Genomic DNA, 15948 nt, shown 5'->3' with positions numbered 1-15948 from the left:
CGTCACAGGCCCAGCGCGACGCCGATCACGACGCCGACGACGATCAGCGCGCGGCGCAGCATCGCCGCGGCGAACACGCGCTCGTAGCCGGCGACGATCTTGTAATCGGCGCCGAGCGATTCGCCGCTCGCGCCGTGGCGCCAATCGGCCTGCAGATAGCTGTCCGGGCGCGCATACGGAAAGAGCCCGCGATCGAGCCAGTACGCGACGACGGCCGCGAGGCTCACGAGGCTCAGCTTGTAGAGCGACACGGGCAGTTGCTGCGGGGAAATCGATGCGATCGCCGCGATCAGCGCGATCGCGGCGATGACCCAGCTCGTGAGCCGAGGAAAGCGTCTGGTGAATGGCATCGGCCTCTCCCGAAAATGAACATGCCGCCATGATCGGCGGCATGTCGGGACAGGTCTTTTAATCGGCTTTATTTAGCGCGCGGCGCGTTCGGGCGAATGCGTCGCAAAGCGTTGTCGAATCGTCGCTCGATTCGATTCGCGGGAAATGCGTGTTGGGACCGCGATCCGATTCAATTCGTTCAGTTCGGCTGATTTCTTTCGTTTTCTGCTTCGGTTCGATTCTTTGGTGCGACGCTTTGGGACGATGCTTCGCTCGATGCCGTGGGTTGTTGCTGCGATTTAATGCGTCGATTTAATGCTTCGATTCGCGGTCTCGATTCTCGGTCTCGATTCACCGCCTCGATTCACCGCCTCGATTCGCCGCTTCACTTCGATGGGTCAGTTCGATGTTCCGGCTCATTACGCCGATTAGGCACTTCGATTCGCCGCCTCGAATCCACGCTCCGCTCCAACACCCCGATTCGGCCCGATCGTTCGCTCGTCGACGCGACGCTCAGCGCCGGTTCGGCATTTCGGTCCGCACTCGCTTCGCGCGATGGCCACCGCTACCGCCGCCATCGCCATCGCCATCGCCGACGCCGACGCCGACGCCACCGCCATCACCGCCGCGCGACGCGGCTCGGCCGGAGCGTCTGCCACTCCGGCAAGCTGCCGGCGGGCGTTCGAACGCATTCGATATCCGGCGCGGACGGATTGTCGATGATGCTGCCGACCGCATACGACTTGCCTTCGAACATGCAGCCCGTCGATTCCGTGCGCAGCGCGTGCAGCGCACTCGCCGCGTCGCTCGCCTTGTAGCCGAAAAACGCGATGGCGAGCGCAGCGGCGCCGAGCACGCCGACCGCAACCTTCATGTTGAAGCGCGCCGACGCCGCGTCGCGACGGTTCGCGTCGCAGTGCGGACAAGCGGCGGGATGAACGGAGGAAAACGCATCGGGCGGCCGGCTCGGCGCGAACGCGGCGGAAGCGGCCGCGGCGGCCGAAGCCGCGAACGCGGTGGGCGCGGCGTACGCGACCGGAGCCGCGGCGCAAGCAGCGGGCGACGCCGCATGCTGCGTGACCGACTGCGCGGCCGACTGCGCGACGGCCGGCGCAACCGGCTGCGCAACCGGCTGCGCAACGGCCTGCGCTGACGGCGGCGCGGCGGCGGGCGCTTGCTTGGCGGGCGTCTGCGTCGCGCGCCCGAGCCACTCGACGAGATACTCCTCGACGTCGATGTACGCGCCCTTCAGGATCAGCCGCGCCTTGCGCGCGCCGGCCCGCGCCAGCACCTTGCGCCACACTTCGAGCGGCTCCTCCTCGGTGACCTCGACGATGCGCTGGACGAGCTGCGCGATCATCCGCTTCTGATGCTGCGTGACGTACTCGACGCGCTCCTCGCGCTCGCCGAACTGCACGTTCACGACGTTGCTGTTCGTAATCGGCGTTCCGTGACTCACCGAATCGCCGATGTGAACCTGATCTACGTTGGCCCCGAAACTGATTTTTCTTGTTGATTCTTCGTTCATTTTTTCTTGCGTGGTGGTTTGGTGGGTGTGGTGGTTACGTTGAAAGCGTGACTCCCGCCCGCGACGGTATTGTTCTGCCCGATCGTCGCGCTGCCGAAATCGATCGCGAACTTCGGCCCCGCCTCCGGCAGCGCGCCCGCCGTCAGTGCGCCGATCGCGGCCGATTTCACCGCGAGCGGCGCGGCCCGGTACTTCTCGATCAGCTCGATCTCGTCGCGGGTCAGCCCGGCGCTCGAGCGCACGCCCGTAATCACGTACTGCGCGTCCACGCCCTCGGCCGCGACGAGGTTCAGATACGCGGCGTCCGGCGTGCTCTCGCCCTTCTCGTAGGTGATCTGCGCGCGCTTCGACACACCACCCAATGCGGCGAAATCGGTCTGGCTCTTCGCCAGGCGCTCGCGCTCTTCCTTCAGCCGAGCGCCGATCTCTGATTTCTGCACATCAACCCCTTGCAAGGTGCAGATTTCTGCACCATAATTCATTCACACCGTCACACGACGAACGGCAATCGAGTCGGCACCTGCCCGTGCCGACGGCCCCTTGCGAGGAGCATCCATGAAACTGCGCACCGCCGCCGAAGCTCGCGCCGAGCTTCAATCGAAAGGCGTTTCGATCACCCAATGGGCGATCGCCAATCAATTTTCTCCCAATCTCGTTTTCGAGGTGCTCGGCGGCCGCAAGAAATGCATTCGCGGCCAGGCGCACGACATCGCGGTGAAGCTCGGCCTCAAGGCGGGCGAGATCTGCGCCGATCCCGCGACGGCGCTCGCGCCCATTCACCGGCGCGCCGCCGCATAACCCTTCAGCGCCAAAAGCCGCTGCGGCGGCCCGCACTCAAGCCGCGATGCGCGCGGCCGCCGCCGTGCGTCGCGCGTTGCGCTGCGTGATCCGAACCGTGCCGGCGCATGCCGCGATGGCCGTCTCATTCAATACACATCGCATGCACATTCGCCGCGCCTCGAACCGATTGCTCGCCAAATTCCGAAACGCAATGACACTCCATCACCTGAAGATTAACCGTTTTCGATTCCATTGGCTGCAAATGCGTTGCATCGATGTCAAACGAATCGATTTCGTTACGCCGATTTTCGACGCGAATGGCGCATTTCGCCCGCGGCCGCACCGCGCTAAATACGCGGCGCGGCGCGATTTCAAACGCATTTTCGATTTCGATAAAAAGCGCCAAACGATTGCCGATCGCCCGAAAGCGGCCACTGGATGCGCGGCGCGCGGTGTGATAAGCGCGAACGGCGGCGCGTCGTTCGCCGCATGGACCGCAGCGCCGACGGGAGCCGCCCGATGAGCGCCGGCACGACGACCACCACCAAATCGGCCGAGAAAGTGCTCGAAGTCCTGAACGTCCTGCTCGGCCACTTCGCGCACGGCTTGACGCCCGGCGAGCTCGCGAAGGCGACGCGCCTGTCGCCGTCGAACATCACGCGCTACGTCGCGACGCTCGAAGAAACCGGCTTCGCCGAACGCATTCCGGAGACTGGCCGCATCCGGCCTTCGGTGCGGTTCGCGCAACACGCGGTCGCGATCGCGCAGAGCTTGAACGCCGCGCGACATCGCCTCGATGAACTGGCCAGCCGCCTGGCCGCCCCACGCTAAGGAGTCCATGACAATGGCACGCAAACCTTCCGCCGTCGCGCCGCAGCCCGTCGTCGTGACGGATGCCGACACCCCCGCCCTTCCCGCAATGGCCGCGGCGTCGAACGCGCTCGCCGCGCATTCGGCCGCCGTCGCCGAGCAGTTCGGCGACGGGCTGCCGTACGAGCGCGCCCGCGTCGTCAACGAAGCGCGCTTCTACATGGCGCAGAGCGCCGAGGCGATGCTCGAAGCGGGCAAGCGCCTGATCCTTCTGAAGGAGAACGAACCGCATGGCGATTTCACGCGCATCGTCGAAGAGCAGCTCGGGCTCGCGCCGCAGGTGGCGCGGCGGATGATGCAGGCATCGGTGAAGTTTCTCGGCGCGGAGCACGGCGGCGCGAAGCGCTCAGCGCTGAGCGTTCTGGGCAAGACCAAGCTGTACGAGCTGATGGTGCTCGACGACGACGAGCTCGACGTGCTCGCCGACGGCGGCACGGTTGCGGGCCTCGCGCAGGACGACATCGACCGGATGACGACCCGCGAGCTGCGCGCCGCGCTGCGCGAAGCGCGCGAGAACGCCGACGCGCAGGCGCGCCTGCTCGCCGACAAGAACGGCAAGCTCGACGAGCTCGCCGCGAAGCTGACGAGCAAGGCGACGCACGTGAAGCGCGCGACGCCCGACGAAACGGCCGCGCAGATCCGCGGCGAGGCGAGCGCGATCGCGTTCGAGGCCGAATCGGTCGTCCGCGGCCAGCTGCGCGCGGCGTTCGACACGCTCGCGCGGCACGCGCAAACGCACGGCACGCCGCACGACGACTTCATGGCCGGCTTGCTCGGGCAGATCCAGCTCGCGCTGAATCAGCTGCGCAGCGACTTCGGCGTGAAATCGGCGGCCGACGGCGACGACATGCCGGAATGGCTGCGCGGAGCGGATGCGGATTTCGAGGGCGAGGGCTACGCCGATGCCGATGTCGATGTCGATGCCGATGCTGATGCCAATGCCAATGCCAACGCCAACGCCAACGCCAACCCCAAAAGCGACGCCAGCATAGCCGCGCACGTCGACAGCCCCGCCGACAGCCCCGCCGTCGACTCAGCCGCCCTCTCCACCGCGCAATGACGAGGCCCCCCGCGATGAACGCCGTATTGACCGAACGCATCGTGTCCGTCGCACGAGCCGCGCGCGCGGCGGGCCACGGCAACAAGCATGCGATCTACGAAGCCGCGTGCCGCGAGCTCGGCCTGTCGCGCGCGACGCTGATGCGCAAGCTGAAGGCCGTCGCGGTGACGCCGCCGCGCAAGCGCCGCGCCGACGCAGGCCGCAGCGCGCTGACGCGCGCCGAGGCGATGACGATCTCCGCGCTGCTGATCGAATCGACGCGCAAGAACGGCAAGCGGCTGTATTCGATCGCCGACGCGGTCGAAACGCTGCGCGCGAACGGCATGATCCGCGCCGAATCGCTCGACGAATCGACGGGCGAGCTGCGCCCGTTGTCCGACAGCGCGATCCAGCGCGCGCTGCGCACGTACGGCGTGCATCCGGACCAGTTGCTCGCGCCCGCGCCCGTCACCGAGCTCGCGAGCCGCCATCCGAATCACGTCTGGCAGATCGACGCGAGCCTGTGCGTGCTGTATTACCTGAAGCCCGCCGCCGATCCGCGCGCGAACGGCCTGCGCGTGATGGATCATTCGGAGTTCTACAAAAATAAGCCGCGCAACGTCGCGCGCATCGCGGCCGATCGCGTGTGGAGCTACGAGATCACCGATCACGCGAGCGGCTGGATCTACGTCGAATACGTGCTCGGCGCGGAGTCCGGCGAGAACCTGTGCTCGACGCTCATCAACGCGATGCAGGAACGCGGCGGCGCCGACTTGATGCACGGCGTGCCGCGCTTCCTGATGCTCGATGCGGGCGCCGCGAACACCGCCGCGATGACGCGCAACCTGTGCCGCGCGCTCGGCATCGAACTCGTCGTCCACAAGGTCGGCAACGCACGTGCGACGGGGCAAGTCGAGAACGCGCGCAACCTCATCGAACGCAAGTTCGAGCCGGGCCTGAAGTTTCAGCCGGTCAACAGCCTCGACGAGCTCAACGCGCTCGCCAGGCGCTGGCGAATGCATTTCAACGCGACCGCGACGCACGGCCGGCACGGCTCGACGCGCAGCCACGCGTGGCTGCGGATCACCGCGCGGCAGCTCGTCAACGCGCCTTCGCTCGACATCTGCCGCGAGCTCGCGGTCGCCGCGCCGGAGAGCCGCAAGGTCACGCCGAAGCTGCGCGTGTCGTTGCGCGGCGTCGAGTACGACGTGTCGGCGGTGCCGGGCGTGATGGTGGGCGAGAAGCTGATGGTCACGCGCAACCCGTGGCGCGACGACGCCGCGCAAATCGTGCTGACCGGCGACGACGGCCGCGAGACGTACTTCGTCGTGCCCGAAGTCGCGCGCGACGCGCTCGGCTTCGCAACCGATGCGGCCGTGATCGGCGAATCGTTCCGGCGCCATGCCGACACGCCCGCGCAGCGCGCGGTCGACGAGATCGAGCGGCTCGTGTCCGGAGCGCACACCCGCGCCGACGCGAAAGCGCGGCGCCGCGCGAAGGCACTGCCGTTCGGCGGCCGCCTCGATCCGTACAAGCACATCGACGACGACGCGCTCCCGACTTACCTGCCGCGTCGCGGCACCGAGCACGAACTTGCCGCGCCGCGCGTCGCGCACGCGCCGCTGTCGCTCGTCGACGCGGCGATGCGAATCAAGCCGCGCATCGAGGCCGCCGGCGCGACATGGAGCGCCGAGCGCTTCCGCTGGCTGCAGCAGCGCTTTCCGAACGGCGTTCCGCAGGACCGGCTCGATGCGATCGTCGCCGAGCTCATCGGGCCGCGCTCGGATCTGCATCAGCCGCTGCAGATCGTGCGCACCTCGGCCGGGGGGCGATGATGCTCAAGCTCAAGAACGTATTGCAGCGCATCGGCTGCAAGCAGGCCGATCTCGCCGCGCACATCGGCCTGTCGCAGGCGACGGTCGCGCAGATCGTCAACCATGGCGCGTGGCCGAAGAGTTTCAACGCCGACGCGCTGCGCCGCCGGATTCTCGACTATCTGCGCCAGCGCGGCGCGCTCGAAGCCGCACTCGCCGACGCGTTCGATTCGGCGAGCGATTCGATGCGAGACGGCATGGCCGGACACGCGGCGGCCGGCGCGGCGTTCTCCTCTTGCAACTCGTCGCGCAACTCGTCGCACTTCTCATCGCACGCTTCGTCGCGCCGTTCGCCACGCGACGACACCGATCTCAACCAGGAGGATTCGATGCTACTGCGCAAACAAGCGCTGACGCCCGCCGCGCGCAAACACTTCGGCCTGTTTCGCGATCCGTTCCAGGACGACGTTCGTTCGCACGACGACATGTACCTGAGCCCCGACATCCGCCACGTGCGCGAGGCGATGTTTCAGACTGCGAAGCATGGCGGAATGCTCGCCGTCGTCGCGGAATCCGGTGCGGGCAAGACCACGCTGATGCGCGATCTCGAAGACCGGATCACGCGCGAGAATCAGCCGGTTCTGCTCATCAAGCCGTACGTGCTCGCGATGGAGGACAGCGATCGCAAAGGCAAGACGCTGAAAGCGACGCACATTGCCGAGGCGATCGTCACGGCCGTCGCGCCGCTCGAGAAACTCAGGAGCAGCCCGCAGGCCCGCTTCGCGCAACTGCATCGCGCGCTCAAGGACAGCCACGCGGCCGGCGGCCGGCACTGCCTCGTGATCGACGAGGCGCACGCGCTGCCGATCGCGACGCTCAAGCACCTGAAGCGTTTCTTCGAACTCGAATCGGGCTTCGCGAAGCTGCTGTCGATCGTCCTGATCGGGCAGCCGGAGCTGAAAATCAAGCTGTCCGAGCGCAACCAGGATGTTCGCGAAATCGTTCAGCGATGCGAAATGATCGAGTTGCCGCCGCTCGACCGCGCGCGGCTCGACGAGTATCTGGCCTTCAAGCTTGGCCGGCTCGACAAGCGGGTTGGCGACGTGATTGACGCGGGCGGCGTCGACGCGCTGCGCGGGCGGCTGACGATCGCGAGCGACCGCCGCCGCGAGCGCGCCGACACGATCTCGCTGCTGTATCCGCTCGCGGTCGGCAATCTGCTGACCGCGGCGATGAATCTCGCGGCGGGGCTCGGCGTGCCGGTCGTCACGGCCGACGTGATCAAAGGGATCTGACATGAACGCCCGATTGCAAACGCAACGGCCGTCGCTCGAAACGGCCGCACCGCACGAGCCCGCGCCAGCGCGTGCCACGCCGGAAAACGCACGCGTGCTCGACGCCGATTTCGTCGCCCGCCTCACGCTGCTCAACGCGAGCGCACGCGCGCTGCGCGGCCTCGGCTATCGCGTGTTCGACGAGGATGCATTGCCGCGCGACGGCGGACGGCCGACGATCCGCATCGGACCGTCGTCGCGCGCGGCCTCGGTCGACACGCTGCGCGGGCATGCCAACGGCGTGTCGATCGAGCGCCGCGACGGGCGCGGCTTCGCCTGCGTCGACTTCATGGGCGTGCGGGTGACGTGGGAAGTGACAGTGTGACGACATCGCCGAAGAAACGAACGCGCCGCGTCCACTGACGCGACGCACACGAAAACAAGCAAGGAGTGAAGCAATGGAACAAAGGATTCCGAATGGTTATTGGAAAGACGCAAAAGGCTGCCTCGTCCCGGAAAACATGATCAAGCCGCTTGATCGCGAACGCGACCGGCTCGTGCGCGAGCTCGTCGACGAGGCGCGGCGCGTATCGCGCACGCTCGCCGAGCTGAAGACGCGGATCTTCGGCGACGTGGCGGCCTTCGTCGACATGTCGGCCGAAACGTACCAGGCCAAGCTCGGCGGCAAGAAAGGCAACGTCACGCTGTATTCGTTCGACGGCCGTTATCGCATTCAGCGCGCGATCCAGGACCGGATCGCATTCGACGAGCGGCTGCAGGCCGCGAAAGCGCTGATCGACGCGTGCCTGCACGACTGGACGACCGATGCGCGCCCGGAGATCCAGGCGATCGTCGCGCAGGCGTTCGCGACCGACAAGGAAGGCCAGATCAACACCGCCCGCGTGCTCGCGCTGCGCCGGCTCGACATCGCGGACGCGCGGTGGCAGGACGCGATGACGGCGATCGGCGAGGCGTTGCAGGTAATCGGCAGCCGCTCGTACGTGCGGATCTACGAGCGTATCGGCGATACCGAGCAGTACGAACAGATTCCGCTCGACATCGCCGGCGTGTAGGAACGGGATCGACGAGGACGGCGCCGTCAGGCGGCGGCGGGTGCCGTCAGGCGGCGGCGCCGGGCGTGTGGGCGCTTGGGCGCTTGGGCGCTTGGGCGCTTGGGTGCTTGGGTGCTCGGGTGCTCGGGTGCTCGGGTGCTCGGGCGCTCGGGCGCTTGGGTGCTTGGGTGCTTGGGTGCTTGGGTGCTTGGGTGCTTGGGTGCTTGGGTGCTTGGGTGCTTGGGTGCTCGGGCGCTCGGGCGCTTGAACGCATGATTGCTTGCCGGGATGAAACGGTTCGAATGGAGGCTGTATGAAGGCGGATTTCAAGAGCAAGGGGCCGGAGCTGCTGGTCGACCTTGCGCAACATGTGTCGGTGGCGCTCAAGGAGCTGGCGGCGATGAAGACGGACGAGGCCGATCAGCTCGGCCGGGAGATCGCCGACAGGATGGCGGCGCATTGGGGCGGACAAAACGTGTATTTCCCGATGGGGGTGTCGTACAAGCTGTCGCAGCGCGACCGCAGGATTTACGACGAGTTCCGCGGCGACAATCACGGCGAGCTCGCGCGAAAGTACGGCGTGTCGATTCAGTGGATCTACAAGATCATCAAGGCGGTCGGGCGCGAAGAGACGGCCGCGCGGCAGAAGCGGCTGTTTTCCGATCGATGAGGCGTGGCGATGCGGCGAGCCGGGGGCTGGGAAATCGGGCGGGGGTTGGGAAATCGGCGGTTTTGGTTTTGGTTTTGGTTTTGGTGCGGCGGTTGCGGCAGGCGGTACGGAATTGCGCGAGGCCGAGCTTCGCGGCGTGGCCGGGGCGGTGGTTGGGGTGATTATGTCGCGAGGGTGTGGTGGGTTGTTGCGCGGGGGGGCAGTCAACCCGCGCTGCAATCGCGCCGATCGCGCCCTCCGCGACACCGCCCTAGATCTCGGTCGCGTCGCACCCATTCGGCACAACGGCATATGCACACGCCATTCCTCATTCAAAAACGTGTCGCGCCGGTTTCTTTAAATAGAATTCTCACCTTGAACAATAAAATCTGGCAGCATAATGATTCGCCTTCTATGCCTCACTATTAGAAATAGGCTTCCCCAAATTATCGGCATCCGATAATACGCTGCCGATATTCGGTGAAATATCGATAACGCACCCAGTCGATAAAGCGAACCATGTTCGAATCATTCAACAAAGACGTGATTGCCGCGTTTATTAGAAACAAACGCAAGATCATCGAAAATGGGGCCACTCGACAAGTACGGACGCTGCTGGACGACATCGGCGCGGCGGCCTTCCGCCTGCTGCCCCACCCGCTCCTGTTTCCCGCCGAAGACTTCGACATGCTCGCCCGAATCGCGCGTGATCTGCTGTCCGCTCAAAACAAGATCGCGCGTCATCTTTGCCGACATCGCTCACGGGCGGACATCCTCCAGCAATTCTCGCTCAGCGACGCGCTGATGCCTTACGTCGACTGGGAGGAACTGGAAGCCGGCAGCCGCCGGGTAGCGCGCGTCGACATCCTCCCCTTGCCGGATGGCTATGCAGTTTGCGAATTGAATTTCTCGGCGGCGGTCGGGGGAGCCGAACTGTTCGACTGCTATCGCCGGTTCATGCAAGCGGCCGGCTGGCCGGCTGTCGCGCTCGACAGTTCCCCTTATACAAATCTGCGCTCGCTGTACGAGGACAGCATCGCGTCTTTGGGTATCGATCGAGTGGTCCTCCTCGATTGGAGTTCGCACGCCGCCCGCGGATATGCCTCGCCCGAACTTGCCCGCCGGTACCTTGCGGGCATGGCGAGCGATATACCGATCGAAGTTCATACGGAATTGACTTATCCGTCGAAGTGGCTGGGCGACGGCAACGGCAACGGCATTCTGATTCACCGGAATTTCGTCTATGACGACATGACGGTGAACATCGATAAATTCCATGCAATTCACCGCAGCGGCGCAAAATTTTCCAACGGGCTGGAAGCCGAGTTGCTAATGAACAAGACATGGCTCGCGCTGTTATGCGACGAGCATTTTCACGCGCTCCTCGACGACGACGAGATCGCCGCGATCCGAAACTATATCCCGCATACCTTCCGCCTCGACGAAAGCACGCTCGCCGATACGTTGGCCCGCAAAGACGAATGGGTGTTCAAACTGAATGTTTCTTATGGAGGCGTCGACGTGATGATCGGCAGAGATCATTCGGCCGGCGCGCTCGCCAATCGATTGCGGAAAAAAGGCGTGGCAAACTGGATTTGCCAGGCTTTCCGCGAGGTGGCGACGATTCGCCATCCTTTCGACGAAACCTTTGTCGCAGCCGAACACAAGCCAGTGCTGGGAATGTATCTCCACCGCGACAAGGCGAGCGGCATGGTGCTACGCTCGAATCGCTTTTCGAGCGTGGTCAATGCGGGCAGCGGCGCGGGAGTTCACTGGGCGGCCGTCGCCACTCGAGCAGAAAAGGAAGCCGTTCTCGCGGCACTGGACGCTTAGCCTCAACGTGAACCGAACATTTGCGTATCGAACCGCCAACGACAACAACCGGGAGAAGCGCATGGACACAGCCGAACTGCATTTCCGTAACAACGAAGGAGGAATGGCCGATTACGTCACGCAGTTGAGGGACGTGGGAACCGTGATGCTTCCCGCCTATGTGGCCTTCGACGCGCACGAGCTAACGCGCATCGACCAGTTGCAAGCCCAAATGCCGGAGGAATCCGTGACCGCCGGCGACGCCGGCGACACGCACGACATCTATGTCCGGCGCATCATGCTCGACCAGGCCGGCGAGCTTCCTCAACTCGTCAACCGGCCCCACTCCGACCAGATCCTGGACATTCTCACCGACGCCCGGCGCACGCGATTCTTCGGCGACATGTTCGCCACGCGCGCCGAGTACTTCATCCGGCGATGCCAGATCAACCGGATGGTGAAGGACTCCTTCATCGGCATCCACCTCGACGCGGCAAGCAATCCGGACTACGAATTTTCGGTCGTCATTCAGCTCGGCAATAAGTTCGAGGGCGGCGAATTCGTGGTTCATCCGGAAGGCCGGCCGTTGAACGTCTTCGCGCCGACTTACGGCACGGTCATCGTCACGAACTGCATGCACCGGCACGAAGTCAGAACGGTGCGCACGAACGAGCGCACGTCGCTGGTCTATTTTTACTCGCGCCACGACAAAGCCAACCGGCGCGCATGACCGGGCGACGCCGCTGGTGAGCCGACAGCAGGCAAAGCCGATCGCCGGGCTTCGCCGTCGTCTGCGTACTATGCCGGCCTGTCCCGGTCGGAAACCGCAATCGTCGGCCGGTCGTTGCGATTCCGTGGCTCGCACGCCGGCCGCTCGAATAGCAGAATCGGCTGGCCCTTGTATTCGGTAGCGGCTATCTCCCGATAACCGAACTCGCCGGCCAGTCGAATGCAAAAGCGATTTTCAGGGCCGATCAGGCAAACGGTGCGCCGCGCCGCCAAGTGCTCGTCCGCCCAATCCAGCACCGCATACAACGCTTCGCGTGCGACACCTGTCCCCCACGCGGCGGGGGACAGCGCGCCGCCCAATTCCGGCACATTGTCGAGCGCGGGAACGATATCGCGCTTGGCATCGGCAAAGCCCAGTTCGCCGATGAAACGCCCGGTCTGCTTTTCGTGAACCGTCCAGTAACCGAAGCCCAGCAATCGCCAATGCCCGACATAGCGCAATAGGCGAAACCAGCACTCTTCCATCGTGTACGGCTCCTCGCGTATCAAGCGCGTCACGTCGGGATCGGCCCATAGTGCCCGGCTGCTGTCGAAGTCGTCCAGGCGATGGCCGGACAGGATCAAGCGAACCGTCTCGATAACCGGCGCGGATCGGCCGACGGCGCCGTCGACATGCTCTTGCATGATTCCACCTCTCGCAACTTGGCTGCTCCGATCCGATTGGAAACCCGCGCGTTTCGATCGCGGCTCGACGTCAGTTCCGGCGAACCGCCAATCGCACATCGTATTCGCGATGACTGATCGAGCGTTGCCGATCAGCCGTCACAACCTCTCCGACGGTCAAACCTTAGGCGATCCGCTGTCCTCGTGACTACCCACTATCCTTGACCAGTACGAAGTTCCCGTGATGTGCATCCCGGCCGCCTTTGACAACCAATAGGCAACGCGTGCCCTCATGCGCGCCCCGCACTACCAGCGCAAATCGACCGCGCTCGGCCGACTCCGAAGCCACCCACGCGCAATTGTCCGCGGCGGCATTGCGGCCGTCGGCGTCGACAATGTTCGCCGACAGTTCGCCGAACCATTCGATCAGCACACCGAACAAGGAGGATCGGCAATCCTCGATCGAATCGGAAACGCCATCGGCGTGACGTGCGAAACAAAGGACAAATTTGCGCCGAGCCGGAAAAACAAAGCCGGCCAAATGGCCGGCTTTGTTACGCCCGTGTCTCCCGCCTCTCAGCGGAGAAATCGCTCGGATCGGCGTCGACTCTCGATGAGTCCCGATAAGAAATGAAGCGCGTCATCAGAGAGTCAAGCATAGCTTATCCGGATGACCGGCTTATGCTTGACGACACGTCTTCCTCGAACGCCTTGGCAGGGATTTGGTGGGCCCGGCGGGTTTCGAACCCGCGACCAATCGATTATGAGTCGACTGCTCTAACCACTGAGCTACAGGCCCTAAAAACGAATGCGACGCAAAAAAAGACCCGGAAATACTGGCCGGGCCGGCATTGTAACAACTAAGTAAGGAAATCGCCGCCGGATTCTTGCGCCCCGGCGGCGACCGATCGGAAACGGGCGATCAGTTCCCCTCGAGGAACGACTTCAGCTTGTCCGAACGGCTCGGATGACGCAGCTTGCGCAGCGCCTTCGCCTCGATCTGACGAATCCGCTCGCGCGTGACGTCGAACTGCTTGCCGACTTCCTCGAGCGTGTGATCCGTGCTCATTTCGATGCCGAAGCGCATCCGCAGCACCTTCGCCTCGCGAGGCGTCAGCGAATCGAGCACGTCCTTCACGACGTCGCGCATGCTCGCATGCAGCGCGGCGTCGGCCGGCGCGACCGTGTTGGTGTCCTCGATGAAGTCGCCGAGATGGGAATCGTCGTCGTCGCCGATCGGCGTTTCCATCGAGATCGGCTCCTTCGCGATCTTCATGATCTTGCGGATCTTGTCTTCCGGCATCTCCATCTTCTCGGCGAGCGTGGCCGGATCAGGCTCGAGGCCCGTTTCCTGCAGAATCTGCCGCGAGATGCGGTTCATCTTGTTGATCGTCTCGATCATGTGAACCGGAATCCGGATCGTGCGCGCCTGGTCCGCGATCGAACGCGTGATGGCCTGGCGAATCCACCACGTCGCATACGTCGAGAACTTGTAGCCGCGGCGGTACTCGAACTTGTCCACCGCCTTCATCAGGCCGATGTTGCCTTCCTGGATCAGGTCGAGGAACTGCAGGCCGCGGTTCGTGTACTTCTTCGCGATCGAGATCACGAGACGCAGATTCGCCTCGGTCATCTCGCGCTTCGCCTGGCGCGCCTTCAGTTCGCCCGCCGCCATCTGCCGGTTGGTTTCCTTCAGGTCCTTGAGCGGCAGCACGACGCGCGCCTGCAGATCGAGCAGGCGTTGCTGCTGTTCGCGGATCGCCGGGATGTTGCGCGACAAAATCGCGCTGTACGAATGGCCTTCGGCCGCGATCTTCTCGGCCCAATCGAGATCCGTCTCGTTGCTCGGGAAGCGCGCGATGAATTCCGAACGCGGCATGCCGCACTTGTCGACGACGATGTGCAGGATCTGGCGCTCGACCTGACGCACTTCGTCGACCTGCGCGCGCAGCGTGTCGCACAGACGCTCGACGGTGCGCGCGGTAAAGCGAATCGACATCAGTTCGTTCTGGATCGTCTCCTGCGCCTTCAGGTACGACTTCGACTTGTAGCCTTCCTTCTCGAACGCGCGGCGCATCTTGTCGAACCATTCGCTGATCAGCGCGAACTTTTCGAGCGACGCGCGCTTCAGCGCTTCGAGCTGGGCCGCGTTGGCGGTCGCCTGCGCGGCGCCGTCGTCATCGTCCTCTTCCTCTTCCTCGGCTTCCTCGGCTTCCTCGTCCTCGTTCTCGATTTCCTCGGCGTCCTTCTCGGAGAAGCCGTCGGTATCGGCGGCATTCGGGTCGATCAGGCCGTCGACGAGTTCGTCGACGCGACCTTCCTCGTTCGCGACGCGCTCGGCCATCGCAAGGATGTCGGCGATCGTGGTCGGGCACGCGGAAATCGCCATCACCATGTGGCGCAGGCCGTCCTCGATCCGCTTCGCGATCTCGATTTCGCCTTCGCGCGTGAGCAGCTCGACCGTGCCCATCTCGCGCATGTACATCCGGACCGGATCGGTCGTGCGGCCGAATTCGGAATCGACGGTCGACAGCGCGACTTCCGCTTCCTCTTCGACTTCATCGTCGGACGACGCGGCGGGCGCATTGTCGTTCAACAGCAGCGTCTCGGCGTCGGGCGCCTGCTCGTACACCGCGACGCCCATGTCGTTGAACGTGCCGATGATGCCTTCGAGCGCTTCCGTTTCCGTGAAGTTGTCCGGAAGATGGTCGTTGATTTCGGCATACGTGAGGAAGCCGCGCTCCTTGCCGAGCTTGATCAGCGCGCGCAGTTTCGTACGACGCTCTTCAAGCTCCTCGGCCGTGCCGGGCGTGCTCGTCGCGAACGCTTCCTTCAGCAGCGCCTTTTCCTTGGCGCGGCGATCGCGCGCCTTGGCTTTCTCGCCTTTACCCGACACAGCGGTGGGCTGGTCGTCGCTCTGGTTTGCGTCGTCATCGACGGATACTTCGTTCAGCTTTTTCGTCATGGAGTTCGCCGTACCGGCTAAATCGACTCGCGGCTGCTGGACTACAGCCGGTTGAACCGTGGATGCTCGAGTAGCTGCCGTTTCGTCCGGCGCGGCAGCCGCTCCCCTTGCGCTTTTCGCACTCGCCCGCTTCAAAGGCGGCTTGGCCGTCTTCGCCTCGGACCTCACGACGACCCGTGATGCGCTGGCCGTCGGCGCCGGCGCAGCCTTGGCGGTGCCGGCCGCGGCCCTCTTCCTCGCAGGGTGCGCCGCGCGGGCCGAAGACGTCTTTGCGGAAGCTGCGGATTTGGCCGTCGCGACCGTTACGGTCGATTCCGTCGCCTTACCCGCCGCTTTTTTTCCGCCGGTAGCCTTTGCCATTGCGATTCTCGCCTCTGCTTAGAAAACAAACCGCTGAAAACCTTATATTATAGCACGCTGAGGCAGACCCCTCCCCGGCCGGT

The 15948-nt window shown here is 64.4% G+C and carries 17 protein-coding genes and 1 tRNA gene; 11 read left to right on the top strand and 7 right to left on the bottom strand.

Features of this window, described 5'->3' with window-relative positions; translation table 11 throughout:
* Positions 1–2: 2 nt before the first annotated feature.
* The 3 genes from WT60_RS23290 to WT60_RS23280 all read right to left on the bottom strand — a co-directional run bounded on the left by WT60_RS23290 (position 3) and on the right by WT60_RS23280 (position 2298).
* The gene (locus WT60_RS23290; protein WP_038743408.1) at positions 3–350 is read right to left on the bottom strand and encodes a putative holin; all 348 of its coding nucleotides are present in this window, start codon (positions 348–350) and stop codon (positions 3–5) included.
* Between the two features lie 599 nt (positions 351–949).
* Positions 950–1789, bottom strand: a complete 840-nt coding sequence (locus WT60_RS23285) for a hypothetical protein (RefSeq protein WP_059671327.1) — start codon at positions 1787–1789, stop codon at positions 950–952.
* A 65-nt stretch (positions 1790–1854) separates the two neighbouring features.
* Positions 1855–2298 carry a helix-turn-helix transcriptional regulator gene (locus tag WT60_RS23280; RefSeq protein WP_038743406.1) on the bottom strand — a complete coding sequence of 148 codons (444 nt, stop codon included), beginning with the start codon at positions 2296–2298 and terminating at the stop codon, positions 1855–1857.
* Between the two features lie 115 nt (positions 2299–2413).
* On the opposite strand from WT60_RS23280, the gene WT60_RS23275 reads away from it, so the two are divergent.
* From WT60_RS23275 to WT60_RS23220, 11 genes are all read left to right on the top strand, one after another.
* Complete coding sequence (locus tag WT60_RS23275) at positions 2414–2656, top strand: DNA-binding protein (protein ID WP_038743404.1); 243 nt, start codon at positions 2414–2416, stop codon at positions 2654–2656.
* A 46-nt stretch (positions 2657–2702) separates the two neighbouring features.
* Positions 2703–3161, top strand: coding sequence for a hypothetical protein (locus tag WT60_RS34680; protein WP_156432513.1), 459 nt, complete (start codon positions 2703–2705; stop codon positions 3159–3161).
* Positions 3158–3469, top strand: coding sequence for a helix-turn-helix domain-containing protein (locus WT60_RS23265; protein WP_038743842.1), 312 nt, complete (start codon positions 3158–3160; stop codon positions 3467–3469). Before WT60_RS34680 ends, WT60_RS23265 begins: the two co-directional genes overlap by 4 nt.
* Positions 3470–3482: 13 nt before the next feature.
* Positions 3483–4568: a DUF3102 domain-containing protein gene (locus WT60_RS23260; protein ID WP_236860913.1), complete on the top strand. Its 1086-nt coding sequence runs from the start codon at positions 3483–3485 to the stop codon at positions 4566–4568.
* Positions 4569–4582: 14 nt separating this feature from the next.
* Positions 4583–6382: a DDE-type integrase/transposase/recombinase gene (locus WT60_RS23255; RefSeq protein ID WP_060355678.1), complete on the top strand. Its 1800-nt coding sequence runs from the start codon at positions 4583–4585 to the stop codon at positions 6380–6382.
* Complete coding sequence (locus tag WT60_RS23250; protein ID WP_100185380.1) at positions 6379–7656, top strand: AAA family ATPase; 1278 nt, start codon at positions 6379–6381, stop codon at positions 7654–7656. The genes WT60_RS23255 and WT60_RS23250 overlap by 4 nt, the downstream gene beginning before the upstream one ends.
* A 1-nt stretch (position 7657) precedes the next feature.
* The gene (locus WT60_RS23245; RefSeq protein WP_052144968.1) at positions 7658–8020 is read left to right on the top strand and encodes a hypothetical protein; all 363 of its coding nucleotides are present in this window, start codon (positions 7658–7660) and stop codon (positions 8018–8020) included.
* Positions 8021–8093: 73 nt separating this feature from the next.
* Positions 8094–8708: a DUF3164 family protein gene (locus WT60_RS23240; RefSeq protein WP_038743399.1), complete on the top strand. Its 615-nt coding sequence runs from the start codon at positions 8094–8096 to the stop codon at positions 8706–8708.
* Positions 8709–9000: 292 nt separating this feature from the next.
* Entirely contained in the window at positions 9001–9357 is a 357-nt protein-coding gene (locus WT60_RS23230) for a Mor transcription activator family protein (protein WP_038743397.1), read from the top strand.
* Between the two features lie 498 nt (positions 9358–9855).
* A complete protein-coding gene (locus tag WT60_RS23225; RefSeq protein WP_060355648.1) occupies positions 9856–11169 on the top strand; it encodes a hypothetical protein in 1314 nt (437 codons plus the stop codon).
* Positions 11170–11230: 61 nt separating this feature from the next.
* Positions 11231–11878, top strand: a complete 648-nt coding sequence (locus WT60_RS23220) for a 2OG-Fe(II) oxygenase (RefSeq protein WP_060355647.1) — start codon at positions 11231–11233, stop codon at positions 11876–11878.
* A 68-nt stretch (positions 11879–11946) separates the two neighbouring features.
* Here the strand turns inward: WT60_RS23220 and WT60_RS23215 are convergent, their stop codons facing one another.
* The 4 genes from WT60_RS23215 to rpoD form a co-directional block, all read right to left on the bottom strand.
* A complete protein-coding gene (locus tag WT60_RS23215; RefSeq protein ID WP_038743391.1) occupies positions 11947–12561 on the bottom strand; it encodes a GNAT family N-acetyltransferase in 615 nt (204 codons plus the stop codon).
* A gap of 187 nt (positions 12562–12748) precedes the next feature.
* The gene (locus tag WT60_RS33915) at positions 12749–13081 is read right to left on the bottom strand and encodes a hypothetical protein (RefSeq protein ID WP_145986859.1); all 333 of its coding nucleotides are present in this window, start codon (positions 13079–13081) and stop codon (positions 12749–12751) included.
* Positions 13082–13263: 182 nt separating this feature from the next.
* Positions 13264–13339 (bottom strand) — tRNA-Ile (locus WT60_RS23210).
* 123 nt (positions 13340–13462) lie between these two features.
* The gene (gene rpoD / locus WT60_RS23205) at positions 13463–15865 is read right to left on the bottom strand and encodes an RNA polymerase sigma factor RpoD (protein ID WP_326929467.1); all 2403 of its coding nucleotides are present in this window, start codon (positions 15863–15865) and stop codon (positions 13463–13465) included.
* Positions 15866–15948: the final 83 nt, after the last annotated feature.

The sequence above is a fragment of the Burkholderia sp. MSMB617WGS genome, from assembly GCF_001532025.2.
Taxonomy (GTDB): Bacteria; Pseudomonadota; Gammaproteobacteria; order Burkholderiales; family Burkholderiaceae; genus Burkholderia; species Burkholderia savannae.
This window is presented reverse-complemented; position numbering and strand designations above follow the sequence as displayed.